This is a genomic window from Acidobacterium capsulatum ATCC 51196, assembly GCF_000022565.1.
Lineage (GTDB): Bacteria > Acidobacteriota > Terriglobia > Terriglobales > Acidobacteriaceae > Acidobacterium > Acidobacterium capsulatum.
The window spans coordinates 3,119,060-3,142,738 of record NC_012483.1 but is presented as its reverse complement, the minus strand read 5'-3'; the positions used below and the strand labels follow the sequence as shown (position 1 = coordinate 3,142,738).

The following is a 23,679-nucleotide window of genomic DNA, read 5'->3' as shown; positions in this document are numbered from 1 at the left end:
TCTACGTCACGCGACAAGGGGCTGACGATGAATAAAGTTATCTTGGCTGATAGCCAGGCTATTTTCCGTGCAGGAACTGCCAAAATACTCGCCATGGAAGATGATTTCCGCATCATTGCTCAATGCTCAGAGCCGGAAAGAATCTTCCCCGCCATGGAAACCTTCCGCGGTGCAACCGTTATCTTCGCCACTTCTCTCAAATTACAGGTCCCCCAGGTAGTAGAAAGAGCCCGCCTCGCCTCCAGCCGCTGTTTGCTTGTGGCTGAAAATGGAGAGTCCAGCCAATCCTACTTCCAGGCTGGCGTCGATGGCGTCATCCATCGCTCCATCAGTGGACCCAATCTCATTGACTGTGCACGCCGTGTCGCTCGCGGAGAGCGCAACGTTCGCGTCAGCGGGAGCGAAGCAGGAGAGATGGAAGAAGACAGCGTAGGGGCCCGCGTCCGGGACCGTCTGACTCCCAAAGAGATGAAGATTGTCGCGCTCATCATCCAGGGCTGCAAGAATCGCGAAATCGCCCAGCGTCTGGGAACCACCGAGCAGGTCATCAAGAATTACCTGCGCAGCATCTACGACAAAACCGGTGTCTCCGACCGCCTCGAACTCGCGCTCTTCACTATTCACCATCGCATGCTCGCCGACGCAGCCAATGCCATCGGCGATCTGTTGATGCAGACCCCGTAGCACGGAAAAAAGCGGCTCGATCTCTGGGGATCGAGCCGCTTTCCATACTTGAAAATACCCCGACTATCCGAGCTTCTCGGCCACCGATTTTGCCTGCGTAAAGAGATACAGGTAATCCGGGCCGCCCGCCTTGGAATCCGTGCCCGACATATTGAAGCCGCCAAAAGGATGCGCCCCCACCATCGCGCCCGTGCACTTGCGGTTGAAATAAAGATTCCCCACATGAAATCGCTGCCGCGCAATGGCCAGCTTGTTGCGGTCCGTGCTGTAGAGCGCGCCCGTCAGGCCATACTCCGTGTTGTTGGCCACTTCCAGCGCTTCGTCAAAGTTCTTCACGCGAATCACCGCCAGCACCGGCCCGAAGATCTCCTCCTGCGCCAGCACACCCTTCGCCGGAATATCGGCAAAGATCGTCGGCTCCACATAGTAGCCCTTTTCCGGCGTCTCGATCGCGTTTCCACCAGCCAGCAAGCGGCCTTCCTTCTTGCCCTTCTCGACGTAGCCAAGAATGCTCTCCATCGCGCCGCGATTCACCACCGGGCCCATCTTCGCGTTGCTCGACGGATCGCCTACCTTCCAGGCCTCAACTCCTTCGCGCAGGCGGTCGAGAAAGACGTCATAGATCGACTCATCCACAATCGCGCGCGAGCAGGCCGAGCACTTCTGCCCGCTAAAGCCAAAGGCTGAGGCCAGCACGCCCTGCACCGCCTGATCCAGATCGCAATCGGCGCTCACAATAATCGAGTCCTTGCCGCCCATCTCCAGAATCGTCCGCTTGATCCAGATCTGGCCCGGCTTCGTGCGGGCGGCGCGCTCATGAATGTCCAGTCCCACTTCCTTCGATCCCGTAAAGGCGATAAAGCGCGTCTTCGGATGCTCCACAATCGCGTTGCCAAAGGTGGCGCCCGAGCCCGGGCAGAAGTTCACCACGCCCGCCGGAATACCGGCTTCCTCCAGCACCTCCACAAACTGCGCCGCAATCGTCGGCGAGTCACTCGAAGGCTTCAGCACAACCGTGTTCCCCGTCACAATCGCCGCCGCCGTCATGCCCGCCATGATGGCAAACGGAAAATTCCACGGCGGAATCACTGCGCCCACACCCAGCGGAATGTAAAGCAGTTCATTCTTCTCGCCCGGATACTGAATCGGCGTCGTCGCCGCGTCCAGGCGCAGCGCCTCGCGGGCATAAAACTCCAGGAAGTCGATCGTCTCGGCCACATCCGCATCGGCCTCGGCCCAGTTCTTGCCGACTTCAAAGACCAGCCACGCGCAAAAATCAAACTTGCGCTCGCGAATCAGCGCAGACGCCTCCAGCAGCAGAGAAGCCCGTTCCGCCACCGGAACATACTGCCACGTCTCATACGCCTTCAGCGCCGCCTGCATCGCCTGCTCGGCATGCTCCGCACCGGCCTTCTGGTGTACTCCCACCACCTGCGCGGGCCGCGCCGGATTGATCGAAGAAATCTTCTCCTTCGTCCGCAGCCGCTCTCCGCCAAGGATCAGGTCATATTCATGACCCAGCCGGTCGCCCACGCGCGTCAGCGCCTCGCGCATGGCATGCGCGTGCTCATGCTTTGAAAAGTCGGTAAAAGGCTCATTGCGAAACTCGCCTTGCGGCGAACGAGGACGAATATTGGTAGCAATCTGTGCGGTAGCCATAACGGAAAAGTGTACCTCTTTCCAGCCATGGAAGGTGTGAAGCCCATCACACGCACCCTCGGAACGCCCATTCCTCCTTCCCCGCAATCCCCGGCGAAACAGTACCAAAAAGTGCCTGTTGCGGCCCGAACGGGTTACAGACAGCACTTTCCAACAGGTGGCACAATCGACAGAAGCCACCGCAACACGCTGCGGTCGAATGCTTTACGAGGGTTTTCCATACGCGATGAGACGCCTTTCCATCCGGCACTGGCTGCCGCCCGTGTTTTTCTGCCTGCTCCTGGCCTCGCTTGCCTCTGCGCAGACCACGGCCGACCAGACCCTGCCTCACTCCACCTCTCTGCTGGCCTCGCAGGCGACTTCCCTCGGGGCCGCTCCGCAAAACGTGCGCCTCGACCACATGCTCCTCCTGTTGCAGCCTTCGGCATCTCAGTCCGCGGCACTCCAGACCTTTCTCGGTGAAGTCAACAACTCCGCATCGCCCGCGTTCCATCACTGGCTCACCCCGGCTCAGTACGGCCAGCAGTTCGGTCCCTCCAGCGACACTGTCGCGGCTCTCACCACATGGCTCACCGGCCAGGGGCTGACCGTAGATGCGGTCGCCCAGGGCCATCAGTGGATCGAAATCTCCGGCACCGTTGCCAACATGGAGCAGGCCTTCCGCACTCGCATCGAGAGCTACCGCGCCGGCGGCGACACCCGCTATGCCAATGCCGTGCCGCTCTCCGCACCGGCAAATCTTGCCCCGGCCATAGCGGGATTCGTCAGCATCTCCGGCATCGAAGCCACCACCCCCGCCACGCTTCCACTGTCTTCCACTACGCCTATCACGCCCGCGCAATTGGTCTCTGCCTACAACCTAGCGCCGCTCTATGCGAAGGGCCTCAACGGTACAGGCGAATCCATCGCCATCGCCGCCCGCGCTCCCGTGGACGCAACCAGCCTCGCCGCCTTTCGCGCCGCGCACTCGCTGCCTGCCGCCCCGGCAACCACCGTCCTCAACGGTGCTGCTCCCGCAAGTTTCAGCAATCAGGCCACGCTCGCCGCCGCATGGGCCGGAGCCATCGCTCCTCAAGCCTCCATCCAGGTCATCGTCTCGCCCAGCACCGCCAGCACCGATGGCATTGATCTCTCCGCCGCCTATGCGGTCGATCATGATCTCGCGCCCATCCTGCTCGTCGATGCCGCTGCCTGCGAATCCGCGATCGCCTCGCAGCACGCAGCCTTTTACACGTCCCTCTTCGCCCAGGCCGCTGCGGAAGGCATCACCGTCGTCGTCCCCACCGGCAACGCCGGCGCAAACTGTTCCGCATCCGGCACCGGAGTCAACGCCATCGCCGCCACGCCCTACAACGTCGCCGTAGGCGGCAGCAACTTCATCTCTTCCAGTGCCGAATCCGCCTGGAACCAGAACGGCCTCGCCGGCAGTGGCGGAGCCAGCACCCTCATCCCCGCGCCCTCCTGGCAGGTTGCCGCCGGAGTTCCAGCATCCGACCCCGATGGCTCCGTGACCCGCCATCGCTACCTGCCTGACATCGCTCTCGCCGCCGATAATCTCGCCGCATGCTCCGGCAGGGTCTGCACCGCCGCCCAGAGCGGCACGGCCGCTTCCGCGGCCATCTTCGCCGGAATCATGGCGCTCGTCGATCAGGCCAACGCGAGCCCCGAAGGCAATGCCGCGCCCGTGCTCTACACCTTGGCGCGGCGCCAGCAAGGCGTATTTCATGACATCGTGACCGGCAACACCACTCTCAATGGCAACGGATATTCCGCCAGTCCCGGCTACGACCTCGCCACCGGACTCGGCTCGCTCGACGCCTCTGCCCTCGTCGAGCACTTTGCCTCCGCGCAGGCCACAGGAACGCAGCAATCCGTCATCACGCTCTCGCCGTCTTATCAGAATGTCTCGCCCGGCGCGCAGGTCACCGTCAGCGCCACTGTCGCCGCCGCCACCGGCAGCGGCCCCGTGCCCACTGGCACCGTTACGTTCTATGACAACTTCACCGGCTCATCCGTGCAGGTGGGCTCGCCGCAGCAGTTGAGCAGCGGCCAGGTCTCCGCCACGCTCGGAACCCTCGCCGCCGGCAGCCATAGCATCACCGGCGTCTATAGCGGAGACAGCAACTACACCACCGACACCTCGAGCCCCGTAACCGTGCTCTCCACCAAATTCAGCACCAGCCTCAGCGTCAGCTCTTCCACGCTCTCGCCGGCCATCGGCAGCACCATCACTGCCACGGCGACCATCCAGTCCTCGCAAACCATCGCGCCCACCGGCTCCATCAGTTTTGTGCTCGACGGCGCGGTCGCCGGCACGGCCACGCTCAATGGCTCGGGCCCAAGCTACACCGCCACGCTTCAGATTCCCATCACCACCAGCGGCTCCCACACGCTCGCAGCCTCGTATAACGGAGACAACAACTACTCCTCGGCCACCTCCAACCCCATCACGCTCACCACCGGCAAAGGTTCCACGGTCACCACGCTCTCCGCGCTGCCCGCCACCTATACCGCAGGCAGTCCTGAAACCTTCACTGCGGTCATCTCCGCGGCGAGCCCCACCAGCGGAACCTCGCCGAGCTTTACCGGAACCGTGACCTTCTACGACGGCACCACCGCACTCGGCGCCGCTGTGGCTCTCGTCAACAATCAGGCCGTACTTTCCAAGGTCACGCTCGATAGCACGGTGAAGTCCCACACCATCACCGCCATTTACTCCGGCGACGACAACTGGCTCACCAGCACCTCCGCGCCGCTCGTGCTCACCGCGCAAAGCGCCAGCTCCGCCGTCACGCTCACCAGTTCCTCCAGCGTCGTCCTTGCCGGAACCCCCGTCACCCTCACAGCCAGCGTGAACGAAGCCGCAAGCTCCTCCACCACCACGGCCACCACGACCGCCGCGCCCACTGGCACCGTGGTTTTCTATGACGGAACCAATATCCTCGGCTCGGCCACACTTGCCACCAGCCAGGGCCTCTCCACCGCGCAGTTGATCACCACCAATCTCGGCGGGGGCAACCACAGCCTCACCGCCGCCTACCTGGGGGACACAAACTTCAGCGCCGCCACCTCCAGCCCTCTCACTCTCACCGTGCAGTCCTACACCGTCACGCCCAGCGCCACCAGCCTCACCCTTGCGCCCGGCCAGAGCGGCACCATCACCTACACCGTCGCCGCCACTGGCGGACTCAACTCCGCCGTGCAATTTGGCTGCGACGCACCGGCCAACACCGGCACCACCTGCACCTTCAGCCCCACCACCGTCAACGGCGCCGGAACCACAACCCTCACCATCACCACCACCGGCGCTTCCACCACCTCCCGCAACACGCGCGATCCCTTCCAACGCAAGGGTGGCGAAGTCTTCCTCGGCATGCTGCTTTGTCTCACCCCGCTCGGCTGGCGCGGCAACCGCCGTCTCCGCGGCCGCATGCTTTCGCTCCTCCTGCTCGCCGGAATCGGTCTCGCGGGCCTCGGCTGCTCCACCACAAAAATCTCCAGCTCCCTGCCCCCGTCCAGCACCGTCACACCTGCCGGATCGCTCCAATTCACCATCACCACCGCCGTCACCTCCGGCTCCCAGACCACCACCCAGAAGAGCTACCTGACGGTGAACGTCACATAGAGTTCACCGCCCCGCAAAGACGACTCAACGCAGCTTGGTCTGGCCATACTCAAACAATGTCACCAGCACAACTCCGCCGCTGATATTGCCGAGTGTGGCCGGAACAATCCACCGCAAATACTGCGTCCACGGCAGCGCGTGATTCAGCACAGCCGAAATAATCTCGCCGCTGGTCGCAATGCAGTGCGCAAAATGTCCCAGCCCGACAATGAACGTAAACATCCAGATCACCGCAACCGATCCCGTGATCGAATGACTGCCACTCACCAGCCACGCCACCATCGCGATAATCCAGCCACCAATCACTCCACTCCAGAAGATGTGGCCCATCGACGGCGCAGCCGCTTCCATCCCTAATTGCGTCAAGGCATGCACCACTGAAGGGTCCAGCGCGTTCGTGCGAACCGCCAGCAGAGCAAACAGTAGCGTGCCCGCAACATTGGCAGGAAACACAATCGCCCACAGCCGCGCCGTGCTCATCACATGCCGCCGCTCGGCAAGAATCAACGCAATCGGATACAGCGTGTTCTCCGTGAACAGTTGACCCCGCCCTAGAATCACGGCAATAAAACCCAGCGGATAAAGTAGAAACGCAATCGTCTGCGCAATATCGCTCGTGCCGAGCCTCGCGCTCACCACGGAGACGCCCAGAGCCGTCAGGCCCATCGTCAGCCCGCCCACCATACCCGAAAGCGCCAGTGTGAGATTGGTGCGCCTCAGCTCATGCCGGGCATTCCGCGCAACCTGCTCAAATATCTCCACCGCTGTGGGCCGGTCCAGGTCAAGCTGCTGCGACTCTCCCTTGTCCGCCGCCGGCTCCAGTTTCAAATCACGAAGCGCCATACCGTTCTCCTTACCCTCGTGACTTCTCCATGAGCCGCATCCAAAGAGTCACGTGAGTGGAATCTTTGATGCACCATACGCAAAGCGAGTATTCGGGCATTCCCGAAACACAGCAATTAACACGAGCCTGCACCGCGTGATAGCGTGAAATGTCGAACCACTTGCCGGCATTTATGTCTAAAAGCTTTTCAGACTCTCATCTGGTAGCCGCCGCCCGTGAGGCGATGGTCGCGCGGGGCTTTGAGCCCGATTACCCCAAACCCGCCTTGCAGGAATTGCAAAGCGAGCTGGCATCGCCGCCGCCTCAGTCCGATCTTCCCGGCACGCAGGACCTGCGCCACCTGCTCTGGTCCTCCATTGACAACGACACCTCACGCGACCTCGATCAGATCGAGCAAGCCGAGCGTTTGCCCGATAGCCGCGTTCGGGTACGCGTCGGCATCGCGGATGTCACTCGCCTCGTGCCTCTGAATTCCGCGCTCGACCGTCACGCCCAGCACAACACCACTTCGGTCTACACCGGCGTTGCCACCTTCATGATGCTGCCCGAGCAGCTTTCCGCGGGCCTCACCTCTCTGCTTGAAAATCAGGACCGCTCCGCGCTCATCATCGAGTTCACCGTCAACGAGCACGAGTGCGTGGAAGAGTCCAAAGTCTACCCCGCCCTCGTCAACAATCGCGCCCAGCTCACCTACCGTGCCGTTGGCGCATGGCTTGAGGGCAAGGCGCAGGCCGAGGGCAAGCTCGCCAATCCTGACCTGCAGGAGCAGCTCCGCCTGCAGCATGAGATTGCAGAGCGCCTGCGCCGCGAGCGCGCGCGCCACGGTGCGCTCAATCTCGATATGGAAGAGAGCACGCCCGTCATCGAAGATGGGCACGTCGTCGATCTTTTGCCCGTCAGGAAAAATCCCGCCAGCGAACTCATTGAAGACTTCATGATCGCGGCCAACGGCGTCGTCGCCCGCTTCCTCTCGGCGCATAAATTTTCTTCCATCCGCCGCGTGGTCCGCACGCCCAAACGCTGGAATCGCATCGTCGATCTCGCCGCCACCCTTGGAACCAAACTTCCAGGCGAGCCGGACGCCAAAGCACTCAATGAATTCCTCTGCGAGCAGCGCTCCAAAGATCCCACACACTTCCCCGACCTTTCGCTGGCCGTCGTCAAGCTGATGGGTCCCGGCGAGTACGTCGCCGAGCAGCCCAACGATCCCCCCATCGGCCACTTCGGCCTCGCCGTTGAGGACTACACCCACTCCACCGCGCCCAACCGCCGCTATACCGATCTCGTCACGCAGCGCCTGCTCAAGGCCATCCTGCAAAGTCAGGCGTCGCCCTACAGCGAAGCCGCGCTCGCCGCCATTGCAGCGCGCTGCACACTCATGGGCGATGCGGAACGCAAGCTCGAGCGCGACATGCACAAAAAAATCGCTGCCGTCGTCATGTCCAGCCGCATCGGCCAGCAGTTCAACGCTGTGGTCACCGGCGTCAACAGCTATGGAACCTTCGTCCGCACCCTCGCGCCGCATGTCGATGGCATGCTGGTCCAGGGCCAGAAGGGGCTTGATGTCGGCGACCGCCTCCACGTGAAACTCATTCGCACCGACCTGTACCGCGGCTTCATCGACTTCGCGCGCGCCTGAGGGGGGCTTGTCCCGATGCGATACACGCTGACTACGCTGCTCGACGATTACCGCAAACGCGGCAACGAGACAGCCGTGGTCAGTCATCGCGGCGTGCGCCGTTACAAAGCCAGCTACGCGGAAATCGTAACTCTGTCTGATCGTTTCTCCGCAGAGCTTCTCCGCCGCGGAATTCGCCCCGGCGACCGTGTCATCCTCTGGGGAGAAAACAGCGCCGAATGGATCGGCGCCTTCTACGGATGCATGCAGCGCGGCGTCCTCGCCGTTCCTCTCGACGCCGCCGGCTCCACGGAGTTCACCCAGCGCATCCTGCGCGAAACCAATCCCCGCCTCATCGCCGGCGATCACGAACTCCTGCAGCGTCTACCTGCCCCAAACGCTCCTGCGCTTGCATTCGCAGATTTCCCGTCCGCGTTGCCCGCCGCGCAAAGCAGCACAACGGACCCCTCCGTCGGCCCAGACACGCCAATGCAGATCCTCTTCACCTCCGGCACTACCGCCGAGCCCAAAGGCATTGTCCACACTCATCGCAACATGGTTTCGAGCCTCGCGCCCATTGAACGCGAGATTCAGAAATACCTGCGCTACGAACGCATCGTGCATCCTTTGCGATTCCTGCATACGCTGCCCCTCAGCCATGTCTTCGGCCAGTTCATGGGACTCTGGATTCCGCCCCTCCTCGGCGCGGAGGTTCACTTCGACTCACGTCTTCAGGCAAGCCATATCATCCAGACCATCCATGACGAGCGCATCTCTTTGCTCGTTGCCGTGCCACGCGTGCTCGATATCCTGCGCAGCCATCTCCTCGACCGCGATCCTGAACTTGTCACTCAGCTCCAGGCCGCGCAAAATTCCAGCGTCTGGAAGCGCTGGTGGCGCTTCCGCCGTATTCACTCTCTTATTGGTTACAAATTCTGGGCCTTTGTCTGCGGCGGAGCTTCTCTGCCTCCGGACCTCGAATCCTTCTGGATCACCTTGGGCTTCGCGCTCATTCAGGGCTACGGCATGACCGAGTCCTCCGCCCTCATCACCCTCAATCATCCCTTCCGCCCCGGCCGCGGAACCATCGGCAAGGTGCTTCCCGGCCGCGATGTACGCCTCACAGAAGAAGGAGAAATCCTCGTGCGCGGCGACATGATTTCCAGTGCTACCTGGCAGCAGGGAGCGCTGCGCTCCAATGAGTCACCCTGGCTCGCCACCGGCGATCTCGCCAAAGAAGACGCCTCCGGCAACCTCCAGTTTCTGGGCCGCAGAAATCAGCTCATCGTCACCCCCTCCGGCATGAACGTGCATCCGGAGGATGTGGAATCCGTGCTTTCGCAGCAGCCCGGCGTCGCGTCATGCGCCGTCGTGCCGCATGCCGTACCCAACGGCAGCGAGCCCGCTGCGGTGCTCGTCTTCCGCGGCTCTCCTCAAGAGGCGCAGCAGGCCATCCTCGCCGCTAACGCCGCACTCGCTGGCCATCAGCGCATCCGCTACTTCAAGCTCTGGCCCGAACTCGATCTGCCCCGCACCGCCACAGGAAAAATTCAACGTCGCACCCTCATCGAATGGATCAATCAGCCCAATCAGCCCAACCAGCCCGAAGCCCAATCCCCATCCGCCAACGAAGATCCTGTCACCCGGGCCATTGTCTCCATCACGGCGCGCACTCCCGCAGATTTAAGCGACCACTCCCGTCTGGAGGAAGACTTCGGCCTCGATAGCTTGGGCCGCGTCCAGCTTCAGGAAAAGCTCGAACTCCAGCTCGGCCGCACATTAGAGGACGCGGCACTGCAGCAAGCCGTTACCCTCGGCGATCTCCGCAAAGCACTCGGCCTGCAATACGTATCCATAGAAGGTACAAATTCCCACCCTCTGCCGGAACAGGCACCCGCTCTCTCCAAATCCACGCACCAGGCCCTGCCAGATATCTATCCGCGCTGGCCCTGGACGCACCCGGCCCGCCTGCTGCGCAATGCATTTCTGGAGTGCGTGCTCCGCCCGCTCGTCTGGCTTTTCGCCGCCCCACGCGCGCAGCGGCCTCCGGCCTCATCCAATTCAAAGCCACTGCTCATCATCGCCAATCACGTCAACAATTACGACGCCGCACTCGTGCTCTATGGCCTGCCACCTGCGCATCGGCGCCGCATCTCCATCGCCATGGCGGCAGACATCCTCTCCAGCTGGCGCCAGCGTCGCGGAGAAGACCTCTGGATGCCCTCACTCACCGGCCCCTTGGTGTATTGGCTTGTCACGCTGCTCTTCAATGTCTTTCCCTTACCGCGCGGCGCGGGCTTCCGGCAGAGCTTTGAACACGCGGGCCGCGCGCTTGACTCAGGCTTCGACGTGCTCCTCTTCCCTGAGGGACACCAGACCGGCGGCCATCTCGCGCCCTTCCGTCCCGGCATCGGCCTGCTCGTGCAGCAGACACAGGCCACCGTGCTTCCTGTCGCGCTTGCCGGATACGGCGCACCACGCTCAGCCCGAGGGTTTCACTCCGGCTCCATCGAAATGCGCGTAGGCCAGCTACTTCACTTCGATCCCACCACATCCGCCGAATCCATCACAGAGCAACTGCACGCCGCTATGGCTTCTCTGCTCGGCGAGCCCCGCGTGTAAGCGAAATCTCTAACCCCGCAACGACCGCGCGTCCCGGCATCTGCACGCCATAAACTTCCTGATAGCCCGTATTCGTAATGTTCGTCAGTTGCACATACGGCCGCCAGCGGCCCACATCGCGCGCACCCGCCAGATCCCACACCGCATACGGGCTCTTCTCATACCGCTCCGTCACTCCAATGCGGGAATGCACCATGTACCCCGCGGCCCACGTATGCGTGCCTTCCAGGCTCGCGTTGTTCACCGGATAATTGAACACATACTCCGACTGCAATCCATGCAGTGCCTTCTGCGCGCCTGAGAGCAGCGTCCATGAAGCTTTCATTTCGTTCGCATCATCCGGCTGCCACACCGCACTGTTCTCCCAGCCCACAAAGCTCAACCCTGTCAGATTCGTCGCCTGGTAAGGATCGCTCGCCGTCGCGCGCGTGTAATCAATCGCATCATGCTGTCGCGAATAAAAAACTGTCGATGCCACATAAAGCCGCGCATTCGCAAACCAGTCCGCGCCGCCCTCAAAGTTCCACGCAGACTCCGGCTTCAAGTGCGGATTCCCAATCGTGCCCGGATCGCTGTAATAAAGATCGAGATACGTCGGCAGTCGAAACCCATACCCGACATTGCCGCGCAGCTTGATCTTCTGCGTCACAAAATATCCCGCCGCCAGCATCGGGCTCGTGATGAAATACCCTCCGCTGATAATCTCCTGCCGCAGCCCCGCGCTCAGGCTCGCGCGCCCTGCCTGCACCTCGGCATCCAGATACCCCGCGCCCCAGTTGCGCGCATGCACGCCCAGGTTGTTGCTGTGAATCCCGTCCCCATCCGCTTCCAACCCATAAAAAAGCCGCGTATCGCGTCCAGCCGCATCATGGCGTCGCAGAGCAGCCTGCCAGCTCGTGTCAATGTGGTTGTTCTCATAAATCGCAGGATCATTCCTGAACAACACATACTCATCCGTATGCCTGCGATAGCCAAACGCCGCATCTGTGTGCTGGCCCAGCGCCTGCTGCATCGATGCAAACCATCCCTTCGTGCGCTCATACGAGGGATAGTTGCCATAAAAATTATTCGCGCCAAATGCGCGATCGTCTCCCGCTACCAGAATGTCGCTCTCGCCCAGCCTGCTGTCATAGCGAGACTCTGAGCTGGCTTCTTCATCGCGATAATCGCGGTCATACATAAAGCCGGAAGAAAAATCCCGCTCTCCCGCGAGCAGCTCTGACCATTTGCTGCCCACCGCCGCCATCACGGCCTCCTGCTCATTCTCACCATAGTTTCCACCACCTGCCCGCAGCAGCAGTGAGTCGTGCTTCGGCTTCGCCGTCACAAAATCCACCACGCCGCCAATCGCATCCGAGCCATACAGCGTTGAGCCCGCCCCTTGCAGCACATCAATGCTGCGCAGCGCCGCCAGCGGCACCGGAATATCCATATTGTTATGCGAGGTCTCCGCGTCGTTGATGCGCAGCCCGTTCAGCAGCACAAGCGTCTGCTCAAACGACGTGCCTCGAATCGAGATATCGGCCTGACTGCCGCCCGCACCCCGTTGCTCTACAAACACTGAGGCATCCGTGCGCAGATAGTCTTCCGTCTGCTGATACGCCAACGGATGCTTCTCCGTATTCAGCACCGTCGCCGAACGGTTCGTCTCACCTATCGTTACCGGCTCAGGGCTGCCCACCACAACCACCGTCGTCGAAACCGGAGACACCGCAGGAGTCGTTTGCGCCCGCGCAGACGATCCCACAGCCGCAACAGAAAACAACACTATCCATGTCTTCATTCATTTCCCAGCATGCGGCAAAGCCGTTCCCACTGTCATCCCCAAACAACCAGCAGAAAAAAATGGGGGCGGAATTCACTCCGCCCCCAAACCTCTCCATCTGTTCTATCGCTGCCTTATCGCCAGTGCCCGTGCCCTCCGCCGTGCTCGTCATGATGCACTGCGTGCTCCTGCGGCGCACGATGCTGCGGTGCTGGCCGGTTACCCGGTTGGGGCCGATTCCAGTTCTGCGCGGGCGGCCGGGCACCTTGCACTTGCGGACGCCCAAAGTTCTGCGCAGGCCGATTGTAGTTCTGCGCAGGCCGATTAAAACTCTGCGCCGGACGGCTGAAGTTCTGCGGCTGCGCGTGATTCCAATTCTGCGGCTGCGCATGATTCCAATTCTGCGGCTGCGCATGATTCCAATTCTGTGCCGGACGGTTCATATTCGGGTCCGTCTCCACGCGATTCCAATTCCGCGCCGGCTGTCCCACGGCATGCGGTGCCTCATAGCGAGGGAGGTTATTCCCACGCTCCCGAGCCCAGTTCTGGTTATACGGCTGCCGCATGTTGTTCTGCATGGCATTGCGACCCGCAAAGTTCCCATGCACAGGTTCGGGAGCGCGATACACCGCGGCATGCATCGCAACCGTCCTGTTAAACTCCGGAGCTCTGGCGTCACGGTCAAATCGCCCGTAGTAGCCATGGTTCACCACCGTCACGCTGCGCGAGACATAAGTCGTGCGGTTATAGATAATCGTGCGGTTATGCCAATCCGGGTGCCAGTGATTGCATCCCCAGCCCCAGTGTCCAAAGGCCGCCACGGCAATCCCCGCGCCAAAGCCAATCGCAAAAGCGCCAAACACTACACCGCGCGGCGGAGCATAGTAGTAGTGATACCAGGGATGCCCCACTATCACGCGCCCGTACACCGTCCACGGATCGTAATAAGGCACATACACCACATCAGGATTCGCCGGAACAATCGTGACATAGCTTGGCTCATAGGTCACATAAAGCTGTGGAGTCGAGCGCAGTCGTCCATCCTGATACGCAACCTGGCGCATGTACTGCACCGCGTTCATCACATCCTGCGGCTGGTTGTAGTACGCGTTGCCGAGCTGCGTCGTCCAGTCCAGGTTCTGCTCCATGTTATTCAACACACCCGGAAACGCCGTCAGCGATTTCACGCTCGGGTCCCACGGCATGCCGTTGGCCATCTCGGCCAGTTGCTCGGGCGACGCGCCGCCATAGGACTGCACCCAGCGATCCGCATCCACCACCTGCGAGGGATACGTCGCCCCCGCCAGCACCTGCGCCACCAGCGCATCCGGATACAGCGCAATCGGCGCCACCAGTTGATCGAGCTGTTCCGGGCTCAGCGGCTGATATGCCTGCGGTGCGGGCCCCTGGTCATACATCTGATCCGGAGGCGGCGGAGCCTCCTGCCCAAACGCATACACATCACCCAGCCCCAGCGGAATCATCGTGTAAACCAGCAGCACGGCCATTCCGCGGCGCGACATGCTGGCCGCTTTTGCCGCCCATCCTTCTTGCTTCATCGTGCGCAACATCCAGCCACCGGTTCTCATCTTCGTTCCTCAATTCCCTGGCTTGGGCTTCGTGAAAAGCCCCGCCAAAACGGGAGACACGTCCCATGAGACCCACTCCGCATACCAAAAGTTGCGAGATTATTTCAGTCCGCGCAAGGTGCGTAAAAACGCGCTGGCATAAGAGCAATTTCTACTCGAAATTCTTCCAGAATCACGGATTCACTGGCGGATTCTGCGCCAGCTCAAAGTCGTACTCCGCGCTGGCCCCCACCGTCGCCTGCACCACCAGCTTCACCGCCTGCCCGTTGTTCGGCATCGGAGTCAGGCTCACCGTCCCATCGCTTGCAGAAATAGCCTGCACCGTTTGCTGGCTCAGAATGTGCGGCGACGGACACACGCTGTCTCCGGCACAAGTCGGTGCCCACGCAAACTCCGTCTCATGAAACGTCACCACCGCTCCCGCCATCGGATGCCCGATCGCATCCGTAACCTCCAGCACCGCCGGAGCCAGGGTCGCGGTCTCATCGATGCTCTGGCTCGTGCCCGAGACCGGCTCCATCGCGGCCGTCTCCACATGCACCGGCACAATGTTAAAAGCCGTGCAGCTTCCGTTCCCCACCACGCACGCCTGCACCGTCCCGCCCGCGGCGGCATTCAACGGCCCCACCGTCAACTTTCCCGTAGCCACGCCGTTGCTGTTCGAGTCTGAGACTGCCTGCGAAGTCATTGAGACGCCGCTGCTCGTCGTCTGCCACAAGACACCAGCGCCCGCCGCCGGCTGACTGTTCTCAAGCACCAGCGCAGAGGGAGACCACGTCGTCGTGCCGCCAATCGCCACATACAGATTCGGCGTTAGCGCATAAATCGAATTCGGAGCCGACCCCGTAAACTCGGCCAGCACATCCGCTCCACTCGCCAGAGCTGCCGTCACTTGCGCCAGCGCCGTCGAATTCGCCGTCACCGCAATCGTCGCCGTTCCATCCGCCGCCGTCGTCACCTGGCACGATGTCGCGCCGCAACCCAGCGCGGCATTCCCTTCTGTAACTGAAAAAGTTACAGGAATTCCCGCAGCTGGCGTCAGGTTCGGTCCCAGCGCGCGAACCGTAAATGATTCCGGCACGTTCATCGGCACCACGCCCGAGGGCGCAGCTAAAATCGTCAGCCCATCGCCATTCTGCGCATCGTAGGCCAAACCATCCCCGATCGATGCCACGCCCAGCGTCACCGGATCCTCCACATCCAGCAGCACCGTGCCTACCGTGCCATTGGATGGCGGAGCCACGGCATCAATCTCATTCGGTGTCACTGCCGTCACCTGCGCGGCGACGCCATTCACCGTGACCGTCATGTTGGGCGAAAATCCCATCCCCCGAATCACAATCGGCCCGCCCGTCGCTGGCAGCCGTGCCGGGCTCACCGTGTCTGCATAAATCACCCGTCCGCGATACGCATAGTCAGGCCGTCCATCCCCGCGCGCATCCGCAATCCCCAACCGAATGCTGCTGCCCGCCGTGCTCACTGCCGAGAGTGTCGTCAGCCCCGCCACTGCACCGTTAAACGGCTGCAGCGTTCCCGTCACCGGAGACGTTCCCAGTACCGCGTTGCCATTCCAAAGCCCGATCACCGGCTGCAGCTTGTTCTCCGTATTCGCACCAGCGTCATCCAGAGCCTGCACCTCTACCGTGAACTCACGATTCGCCCGCGCCCACCATTGAAACCATGACGTATGCCCGTAGCAGCACAAGCGGCCCGTCCACTGTCCTGTCGAAGAAACCGTCAGCGGCGCTTGCTCCGTGCCATCATCCCCGCTGTGCAACTCATCGGCCGAATCACTGATCGTCACATCCTCTTCGAGCTGTATGCCCGCCTGCACGCCCGGCAGCGTAATCACCGGCATCGTGCCCGAGGGCGTCACCTGGCCCGTCACATAAGGCCCCACCGAATACTCCGCCACGTAGTTTGGATTAATCGCCTCAAAGCTCAATTCGTAATCTGAAGAGCTCATCCCCGGCGGCAGCGGCACGCCGCTCAAATCGTAATAGCCCTCCAGCGTCTGGTCGTCGCTGCCAAAGCGGTTCAGCGGATTCCCGCTCGCATCCTCATTCCCATCCACCGGATTCCCGGCATCCCCCACATAGCTTGCCCCGCTCACGGCCGTCACCGTGTACAGCAAAATCGGCTGCCCGCTCACCAGCGGACGCAGCACCACATTCACGCCCTGCATCCCCTGTCCGCGCCGAAAGCGAATCGTCCCCTGCACTGAGAAGGTCGCCGAAGCCGTCAGCGTCTTGCTCGCATACATCGCATGATTCGCCGCCGTCACCGGATACGTCCGGTTCAACGAAGCAATGTCGTCATAGCGCAGCGTCGTCTCGTTTGTCATGCACGCGCCGTTCGTGCCCGAACACAAATGCTCCACCGGATGCAGGATGGGCCAGCCCGCCAATCCATCTGAGGTGATCTGGTCGTTCACAAACATCGCTTCGTTTGCGTCCGACCAGTCCAGCCCCAGAATCCGCCCGAAGCTGCGAATCATCTGGTACTGCAGATTCGCCATCTCCGTGCTGTTGGCCGTGCAAAGGCCGTTCACCAGCATCACCGCGTGCGTGATGTAGCCCGTCGTTGAGAAGCCGTCCACAATCGTCATCACGCCATCGTTCTGGCAATCATTCGTCGCGCTCGCGCCCGGCCCATAGATCGCATTGATCACCGAACCGTCGGCGTCATACACCACCGCCACCGGAACCGCCGTATCGCTCGCCTGAATATCGGCCGGCTCCACCAGCCCGTTGCTGCCCTGGTAGACGTTGGTGCCGCTCACATCCTCGGCCAGGCTGCCGCCGCGCCCGATGGAAACCGCGGCCGTCTTCACGCCGCTCCACACCGCCGCCGCCGCCGCCACCATGGAATTGGCCTGCGTCTGGCTCACCGTCGCGCTCAAATTTCCCTGGTCGGTGTAATACGTGATCTGGCCGTTCTTCCAGACAATCGGCTGGCCCATCACCGCCGGGTCAAAATACGCCGACCCGCCATACCAGTGCGGCCCGCCCGCCCAGGCGCGGCATCCGCCACCCAGCACGGCAGCCACCCACAGCAGGCCAAAAACCATCATGCTCTTTCGCATGGCAAGCGCTCCACAATCCGGTGGTTCCAGATTGGTTCGCCTTTATTTCGCCATGTTTCAAGCCTTGCGCGAGCCCTTTTCTCCGCGAATTCCCATCGGCAATTTCAGAACGAAACCGCCCGCCAGCCCCATTCCCAAAATGGAATCCGCCGATCCTCTAAATCTCCGGGAAAAAATCAAAAAACGCATCGATGCTCTGCCGCAACTGCGCTTCGATCTGCTCGCGCGAGCCTTCCAGATAATGCATCGTCACGCGCGCGCTATTCCCGTTCTTCAGTTGGATCGGCGCATCGCCAATCGATTCAATCTCATCTTCCGGCAAAAGCCGCAGTCCATACACAAGCGTCAGGTTAGCCATGTCTTCATGGTAAGGGCTTGCACCGTTGTGCTGCTCCGGTGAATCCCATGGAAGCAGGTAGACCCATGGAAACAGGTAGAATTGATAAGCCCATGACGGAAGCCATCTTCGATACAGTCATCCTCGGTTCCGGCTGCGCCGGTCTGACCGCTGCCATCTACACCGCCCGCGCCAACCTGAACCCCCTCGTGCTGGAGGGCCATGAGCCCGGCGGCCAGCTCTCCATCACCACGCTGGTTGAAAACTTCCCCGGCTGGCCCGAAGGCATTCAGGGCCCCGAGCTGATCGATAACATGCGCAAGCAGGCCTCCCGCTTCGGAGCACAGTTCCGCCTCGGCCATCTCGTCAAGGCCGATCTCAGCAAGCGGCCCTTCGTGCTCGACCTCGGTCGCGAAGTCATCCACGCGCGCACGCTCATCATCGCCAGCGGAGCCTCGGCCCGTTGGCTCGGTCTGCCCTCCGAGCAGGCGCTCATCGGCCACGGCGTCAGCTCCTGCGCCACCTGCGACGGCTTCTTCTTCTCCGGAAAAGAAATCGCGGTGGTCGGCGGCGGCGACTCCGCCATGGAAGAAGCGCTCTTCCTCACCCGCTTCGCCACCAAGGTCACCCTGCTCCATCGCCGCGACCACTTCCGCGCCTCGCGCATCATGCTCGAGCGCGCCATGGCCCACCCCAAGATCGAGTTCCGCACCAATGTGTCCGTGGAAGAGGTGCTCGGCGTCGAAGAGAAGGATGTCCGCGGAGTCCGCCTGCGTGACACCGTCACCGGCGAGGAGTCCGAGCTCGCCATCAGCGGCCTCTTCCTCGGCATCGGTCACGAGCCCAACGCCGGCATGTTCGCCGGCCAGATCGATCTCGACGACGACGGCTACATCCGCACCCACGACCAGGTCCACACCCGCGTCCCCGGCGTCTACGCCTGCGGCGACGTGCAGGACCGCCGTTACCGTCAGGCCATCACCGCCGCCGGCTCCGGCTGCATGGCCGCGCTCGAAGTCGAAAAGTTCCTCGAAGAGCACGGCCGCTAAAACCATTTCTTGCATGCAACTCAAGGGGCGTGCCCGCACCCCGCGGCGCACGCCCTTAGGTTTGGTGACAAACCTGTGCAGCAATCGTTTTGTAACAGGGCATGACTTCAGTCATGCCGATCAAGCCTGCTGAAATTATTGGGCTTTAGCCCCTGCCCGATGTTTGTTCTGCTCCAATTCAACTTTGTCAGCAACTCAAAGGGCGTGCCCGCACCCCGCGGCGCACGCCCTTTTTCTTGCCTCGCGTCTCCCCACGTCCCGGCCAAGAACCCCTAAACCACCAGCCCATCCCCCGGCCGGTACAGCACCAACGGCAGCAGTTGCAGCAGAGAAATCACAGCGCCATAAATCAGCACATTCACAATCTCCGCGCTGCTCCACACTGCCGGCCACGCCCCAAAATAGACCAGCACCAACCCGATCGCAGCCTCCACCACGCCGCCCACGCGCAGGCTCCGCCGCAAAGCCTTGTGATGTTCCAGATGCCGCGCCAGGCGCAGCTCTCCGAGCGCAAACAAAAATGCCTGCGGAGCCGCCGCCAGCGCCACCTCCGGCAAACCGGCATCGCGCGACCACGCCAGATAGATCCCCAGAAAAATCGACATCAGCCCCAGCACTCCATACGTCACCAGTTCGCGCCGGTGCCGGGCCTGAAACTGCAGCGCGACCGTCGCCGCAATGATGCCCATCGTGAAAAACAGCGAAGCCGCCACCGCCACAATCATCAGCGCGCCAATAGCTTCCACGCGCGGATGCGCCAGCATCGGCCGCAGGTGCAACCCAAAGCCGGTAAACGTCGCCAGCAGCACCACCAGGATGCCCAGCACAAACCGATGCAGTCGCCACTCCGCTCTCATAGTGCCTCCAGAATGGCGCGCGCGCAGGCTCCCCAGGCTGTGACCGCGATCACCTCGCGCCGTCAATAATCCTGCAGGGCTCCCCGTGGCAGTGAGGTGCGTAGCGCATTCAGCACCGCCAGCAGATCAATCGCCTCCTGGCTGATCGCTCCGGCAATCGGAGACAGATGTCCCGTTGCCGCCAGCACCATCCCCACGGCGCTCAGCGCCATTCCGCCTACCGCGCTCTCGAGCGCAATCCGCCGCATCCGCTCCCCAATGTGCAGCAGCTCGTCCACCTTGCCCAGCGACGATTCCAGAATCACCGCCCCCGCCGCATCGGCCACAATATCGCTGCCCTGCCCCAGCGCCACGCCCACCGTCGCCGCCATCATCGCCGGAGCGTCATTGATCCCGTCGCCCAGAAACAGCGTCGTCGCCTTCCGCGTCGCCTCCCGCACCAGTTCCAGCTTCTCTTCCGGCGCAAGATTCGCGCGAATATCCTCAATCCCCACCACCTCCGCCAGGTGCCGGGCTTCGCTGTCGCGGTCTCCTGTCAAAATCATCAGTGTCTCTACGTGGTGCTTCGGCCCCAGATGCTGCACAAACGAGCGGCTGTCTTTCCTCGGCCGGTCATGAAAGTGCATCACGCCGCACACCTTCCCATCCACCAGCACCACGCATTCCATGCCCGCGCTCTCCTCCGGCAGTTCCGCCTTGAGCGCGGGCGGCAGCTTGCGCCGTCCGGTCACCAGCACGCGCCGCCCCTGCACATCGCCTTTTAATCCCTCTCCCGGCCGCTCGCTGATGTCGGCCACCGTCAGCGGAGCAACATGGTGCTCCTCCGCCGCCTGCAAAATCGCCGAGGCCAGCGGATGCTTCGAGTACCGCTCCAGCGCCGCGCTCAGCGCAAGCACCTCGTCCGGCTCAAATCCGTTCAGTCCCTTCACTGCGGTCACCGTCGGCTCGCCGTGCGTCAAGGTTCCCGTCTTGTCAAAGAACATCACCCGCACGCGGCTCATCTGCTCCAGAATGGCCGGCTTCCTGATCACCACGCCCCGCCGCGCCGCCAGTGAGATCGCGCCAATAATCGCCACCGGAATCGCCAGCAGCAGAGGGCACGGCGTCGCAATCACCAGAACCGCCAGAAAGCGCTCCGCGTGGCCGCTCGCACCCCACGCCAGCGCCGCAATCCCCAGCGCCACCGGCGTATAAATCCCGCCCAGTTGATCGGCCAGCCGCCGCATCGCCGGCGGATTCTCCTCCGCCTCCCGCATCACCTGCATAATCCGCGCATACCGCGAATCCGCCGCCGGCTTCTCCGCCACAATCGTCAGCACCGCGTCTTCATTCAACGCGCCAGAGATCACCTGCGAACCCTTCGTCTTGCGCATGCGAAAAGGCTCGCCCGTCAAAAACGACTCGTCCATGCTGCCCGTGCCGTCCAGAACCACCCCATCCACCGGGCAAATCTCATGCGGATACACCACCAGGTGATCGCCCACCGCAATCTCCGCCACGGCAATATCCGCCGTCCGGCCGTCCACCACCCGGTGCGCCAGGTTCGGCATCCGCTTGGCCAGCGCATGCAGCACTGACGAGGCCCGCCGCGTGGCAAACGACTCCAGCGCCTCGCCACCCGTCAGCATCAGAATGATGATCACCGCAACCAGCAGCTCTCCCATCACCACCGCCGTGGCAATCGAGAGCCCCGCCAGAAAATCCGCGCCAAACTGCCGCTTCCACACCTGCCGCAACAGCTCAAAAATCAGCGGCACACCGCAGCTCACAATCGCAATCCACAACGGAATCGAAACCATCAGGCTCCGGGCATGAAACCCATACCGCAGCAGCAGCGCCGCCGCAATCGCCAGCGCCGGCACCGCCACCAGAATCCGCTGTCGATAGCTCTCCAAGTCCGCATCTCCACGCGGCCCGCAGCCGCTCTTCCATCAAAGCCGCCCGTCACAAAATCCGATGTGAGGCCCGTCACCTGCTCACGCGGCCCTATGCAGCAACGCGACCCGAAAGAATCTTACCCGCGGTTGCCGGTAATTTCCTCCAAATTCGCTATCCTGAAAATAAGGGGCATCTCCTCGTTCCAGACCGGCAGAGCCCGCCGGAATCAGCAAAACCGGCCCTCCAGAGGGGTTAATTCGCGTTGATTCTAAAGGGCTTACAAGCCTAATGTCCCGCAAGCCCCATAGAATCAGTCACTTCTGGGACGTTAATGGTGATTTTTTTTTTGCTCTGGACAGCCCTCCCAAAGCTCCCGCGTCACGCGCCCCAGCCGGTCAGCATCAAGCGCCGGAATCCGCCAGCGCCCAACAAAGAGAGGGCGCGCAATTTACAATGGGGTTTAAGCATTTCCCCACGAAACGAGCTATCAGGCACATGTACGAAGTAACCGTTGAGCGCGGCTTTTCCTCCGGGCACTACCTGCGCAACTACAAGGGCAAGTGCGAAAACCCGCACGGCCATAATTACAAGGTAAAGATCACGCTGCAGGGCAAGGAACTCGATGCGGCCGGGCTTCTGCTCGACTTCAAAGACCTCAAGCACGTCATGCGCCCGGTCATCGACCGGCTCGATCACCAGATGATCAACGATCTTGAGCCATTCACTCAGATCAACCCTTCGGCCGAAAATCTGGCTCGCTATTTCTACGACGAAACCAACAAGCAACTGGCCGAGATGACCGGCAGCCGGGTCCGCGTAAAAGACTGCACCATCTACGAGACCGACACCACCACCGCGACCTACTACGAATAGCCCGGGAATCCGCTTTTGCGTCTGATTGAGATCTACAAATCGGTCCAGGGAGAGTCGTCCTTCGCCGGTCGGCCATGCATCTTCGTGCGGCTGGCGGGCTGCAATCTGCGCTGCTCCTGGTGCGACTCCGAATACACCTTCACCGGTGGCGAGGCTTTCTCTGACGACGAAATCCTCGCGCGCATCGAGGCCCTCGCCCCGGTGCGTTTGGTCGAGTTCACCGGCGGCGAACCCCTCCTCCAGGCAAAGCAGTTGATTCCCTTTATGGAGCGGCTGCTCGCGGCCGGCTACGAGTTGATGATCGAGACCAGCGGCGAACGCCCGCTACGCGAGGTGCCCGCGGCCGTCCACAAGATTGTCGATGTGAAGTGTCCCGGCTCAGGCGAAGCCGGCAAATTCCTGATGGAGAATCTGGAATTCCTCACCCCGCGCGACGAGGTGAAGTTTGTCATCGCCGATCGCGCGGACTACGAGTTTGCGCGCGAATTCCTCCGCGCCCATGCGCTCGACCGGAAGGCCGGGCAGATTCTGCTCTCGCCCACCTTTTCCAAAACGCCCACCCCTGAGCGAAGCACCAGCAACGCAACCCTCGACCCGCGTCTGCTCGTCGAGTGGATGCTAGAAGACGGCCTCCCGGCCCGCCTCAGCCTGCAGATTCACAAGTACATCTGGGAACCGCAGAAAAAGGGCGTCTGATCCTCGCCTCCGGCCGCGTTACGGCGCAGGTGGCTTCGAGAGCGACCGCAGATAGATCACCAGGTTCCACACCGTCTCATCATTGGCGCGCTGCGGGTCTTCCGGCGGCATCTGCCCCAGCCCATGACGAATCGCATAGAACATCTGCCCATCCGTCACTCCCTTGAGCGCCGCCGCCTCGCGGTAATCCGGCAGCGTCAGCTTCTCTGACACCGCCAGGTCGCCCTTCCCGTTGCCGTTATCGCCGTGGCACATCGCGCAGTCCCAGCTATAGATCTTCTTCGCTTCGGCCTGCGAGGCCGCCGTCGGCTTTACGGGATTCACTACGTCCGCGCCCGGCACCGCCGGAGCGCTCTGGGTGCCCGCCGCCGGACTCTGTTGCACCGGCCCAAAGCCCAGCACCGGCAGCATGCATGCAAACATCACCAACAGGAGTTTCATCGTCCGAGCCTCCAGGGGATTGCAGGGTACTCCATTTTCACGCCTCGTCGTCTTGCT

General features: G+C 61.9%; 16 protein-coding genes. 7 read left to right on the top strand and 9 right to left on the bottom strand.

Going from position 1 to position 23,679, the window contains the following annotated elements:
* Positions 1–27 precede the first annotated feature (27 nt).
* Positions 28–684, top strand: coding sequence for a response regulator transcription factor (locus ACP_RS12910; RefSeq protein ID WP_015897773.1), 657 nt, complete (start codon positions 28–30; stop codon positions 682–684).
* Between the two features lie 63 nt (positions 685–747).
* Here the strand turns inward: ACP_RS12910 and pruA are convergent, their stop codons facing one another.
* A complete protein-coding gene (pruA, locus tag ACP_RS12905; protein ID WP_015897772.1) occupies positions 748–2,343 on the bottom strand; it encodes an L-glutamate gamma-semialdehyde dehydrogenase in 1,596 nt (531 codons plus the stop codon).
* 226 nt (positions 2,344–2,569) lie between these two features.
* Here pruA and ACP_RS12900 point away from each other — a divergent pair, with 226 nt between their 5' ends.
* Complete coding sequence (locus ACP_RS12900) at positions 2,570–5,968, top strand: Ig-like domain repeat protein (protein ID WP_169305979.1); 3,399 nt, start codon at positions 2,570–2,572, stop codon at positions 5,966–5,968.
* Positions 5,969–5,992: 24 nt separating this feature from the next.
* Here the strand turns inward: ACP_RS12900 and ACP_RS12895 are convergent, their stop codons facing one another.
* A complete protein-coding gene (locus ACP_RS12895) occupies positions 5,993–6,811 on the bottom strand; it encodes a formate/nitrite transporter family protein (protein WP_015897771.1) in 819 nt (272 codons plus the stop codon).
* 173 nt (positions 6,812–6,984) lie between these two features.
* Between ACP_RS12895 and ACP_RS12890 the strand changes: the two genes are divergently transcribed.
* Together ACP_RS12890 and ACP_RS12885 are read left to right on the top strand one after the other, a co-directional pair.
* A complete protein-coding gene (locus ACP_RS12890; protein ID WP_041839565.1) occupies positions 6,985–8,451 on the top strand; it encodes an RNB domain-containing ribonuclease in 1,467 nt (488 codons plus the stop codon).
* 15 nt (positions 8,452–8,466) lie between these two features.
* A complete protein-coding gene (locus ACP_RS12885) occupies positions 8,467–11,052 on the top strand; it encodes an AMP-binding protein (protein WP_015897769.1) in 2,586 nt (861 codons plus the stop codon).
* Here ACP_RS12885 and ACP_RS12880 read toward each other — a convergent pair.
* The 4 genes from ACP_RS12880 to ACP_RS12865 form a co-directional block, all read right to left on the bottom strand.
* A complete protein-coding gene (locus ACP_RS12880) occupies positions 11,018–12,835 on the bottom strand; it encodes a TonB-dependent receptor plug domain-containing protein (protein WP_015897768.1) in 1,818 nt (605 codons plus the stop codon). The two genes, ACP_RS12885 and ACP_RS12880, sit on opposite strands and share 35 nt — an antisense overlap.
* A 116-nt stretch (positions 12,836–12,951) precedes the next feature.
* The gene (locus tag ACP_RS17445; protein ID WP_015897767.1) at positions 12,952–14,376 is read right to left on the bottom strand and encodes a DUF3300 domain-containing protein; all 1,425 of its coding nucleotides are present in this window, start codon (positions 14,374–14,376) and stop codon (positions 12,952–12,954) included.
* A gap of 202 nt (positions 14,377–14,578) precedes the next feature.
* Positions 14,579–17,491: an IPT/TIG domain-containing protein gene (locus tag ACP_RS12870; RefSeq protein WP_015897766.1), complete on the bottom strand. Its 2,913-nt coding sequence runs from the start codon at positions 17,489–17,491 to the stop codon at positions 14,579–14,581.
* A 157-nt stretch (positions 17,492–17,648) separates the two neighbouring features.
* Positions 17,649–17,849 (bottom strand): allantoinase, encoded by a 201-nt coding sequence (locus ACP_RS12865; protein ID WP_041839564.1) that lies wholly within the window; start codon positions 17,847–17,849, stop codon positions 17,649–17,651.
* Positions 17,850–17,914: 65 nt separating this feature from the next.
* On the opposite strand from ACP_RS12865, the gene trxB reads away from it, so the two are divergent.
* Positions 17,915–18,877 carry a thioredoxin-disulfide reductase gene (trxB, locus tag ACP_RS12860; protein ID WP_420794748.1) on the top strand — a complete coding sequence of 321 codons (963 nt, stop codon included), beginning with the start codon at positions 17,915–17,917 and terminating at the stop codon, positions 18,875–18,877.
* Between the two features lie 272 nt (positions 18,878–19,149).
* Here the strand turns inward: trxB and ACP_RS12855 are convergent, their stop codons facing one another.
* Both ACP_RS12855 and ACP_RS12850 read right to left on the bottom strand, forming a co-directional pair.
* Positions 19,150–19,734: a hypothetical protein gene (locus ACP_RS12855; protein WP_041839563.1), complete on the bottom strand. Its 585-nt coding sequence runs from the start codon at positions 19,732–19,734 to the stop codon at positions 19,150–19,152.
* A 62-nt stretch (positions 19,735–19,796) separates the two neighbouring features.
* Complete coding sequence (locus ACP_RS12850; protein ID WP_238525560.1) at positions 19,797–21,629, bottom strand: heavy metal translocating P-type ATPase; 1,833 nt, start codon at positions 21,627–21,629, stop codon at positions 19,797–19,799.
* A 478-nt stretch (positions 21,630–22,107) separates the two neighbouring features.
* Between ACP_RS12850 and queD the strand changes: the two genes are divergently transcribed.
* Complete coding sequence (gene queD, locus ACP_RS12845) at positions 22,108–22,485, top strand: 6-carboxytetrahydropterin synthase QueD (RefSeq protein ID WP_015897761.1); 378 nt, start codon at positions 22,108–22,110, stop codon at positions 22,483–22,485.
* 15 nt (positions 22,486–22,500) lie between these two features.
* Positions 22,501–23,181 carry a radical SAM protein gene (locus ACP_RS12840; protein WP_015897760.1) on the top strand — a complete coding sequence of 227 codons (681 nt, stop codon included), beginning with the start codon at positions 22,501–22,503 and terminating at the stop codon, positions 23,179–23,181.
* Positions 23,182–23,199: 18 nt separating this feature from the next.
* On the opposite strand, the gene ACP_RS12835 is transcribed toward ACP_RS12840, so the two are convergent.
* A complete protein-coding gene (locus ACP_RS12835; protein WP_015897759.1) occupies positions 23,200–23,622 on the bottom strand; it encodes a c-type cytochrome in 423 nt (140 codons plus the stop codon).
* Between the last annotated feature and the right edge of the window lie 57 nt (positions 23,623–23,679).

Coding starts and splice junctions, on each gene's coding strand:
- ACP_RS12880 (WP_015897768.1), bottom strand. CDS start 12,835: ATGAAGACATGGATAGTGTTGTTTTCTGTTGCGGCTGTGGGATCGTCT.
- queD (WP_015897761.1), top strand. CDS start 22,108: ATGTACGAAGTAACCGTTGAGCGCGGCTTTTCCTCCGGGCACTACCTG.
- pruA (WP_015897772.1), bottom strand. CDS start 2,343: ATGGCTACCGCACAGATTGCTACCAATATTCGTCCTCGTTCGCCGCAA.
- ACP_RS17445 (WP_015897767.1), bottom strand. CDS start 14,376: ATGAAGCAAGAAGGATGGGCGGCAAAAGCGGCCAGCATGTCGCGCCGC.
- ACP_RS12870 (WP_015897766.1), bottom strand. CDS start 17,491: ATGCGAAAGAGCATGATGGTTTTTGGCCTGCTGTGGGTGGCTGCCGTG.
- ACP_RS12900 (WP_169305979.1), top strand. CDS start 2,570: ATGAGACGCCTTTCCATCCGGCACTGGCTGCCGCCCGTGTTTTTCTGC.
- ACP_RS12855 (WP_041839563.1), bottom strand. CDS start 19,734: ATGAGAGCGGAGTGGCGACTGCATCGGTTTGTGCTGGGCATCCTGGTG.
- ACP_RS12865 (WP_041839564.1), bottom strand. CDS start 17,849: ATGGCTAACCTGACGCTTGTGTATGGACTGCGGCTTTTGCCGGAAGAT.
- ACP_RS12910 (WP_015897773.1), top strand. CDS start 28: ATGAATAAAGTTATCTTGGCTGATAGCCAGGCTATTTTCCGTGCAGGA.
- ACP_RS12890 (WP_041839565.1), top strand. CDS start 6,985: ATGTCTAAAAGCTTTTCAGACTCTCATCTGGTAGCCGCCGCCCGTGAG.
- ACP_RS12835 (WP_015897759.1), bottom strand. CDS start 23,622: ATGAAACTCCTGTTGGTGATGTTTGCATGCATGCTGCCGGTGCTGGGC.
- ACP_RS12885 (WP_015897769.1), top strand. CDS start 8,467: ATGCGATACACGCTGACTACGCTGCTCGACGATTACCGCAAACGCGGC.
- ACP_RS12895 (WP_015897771.1), bottom strand. CDS start 6,811: ATGGCGCTTCGTGATTTGAAACTGGAGCCGGCGGCGGACAAGGGAGAG.
- trxB (WP_420794748.1), top strand. CDS start 17,915: ATGGAAACAGGTAGAATTGATAAGCCCATGACGGAAGCCATCTTCGAT.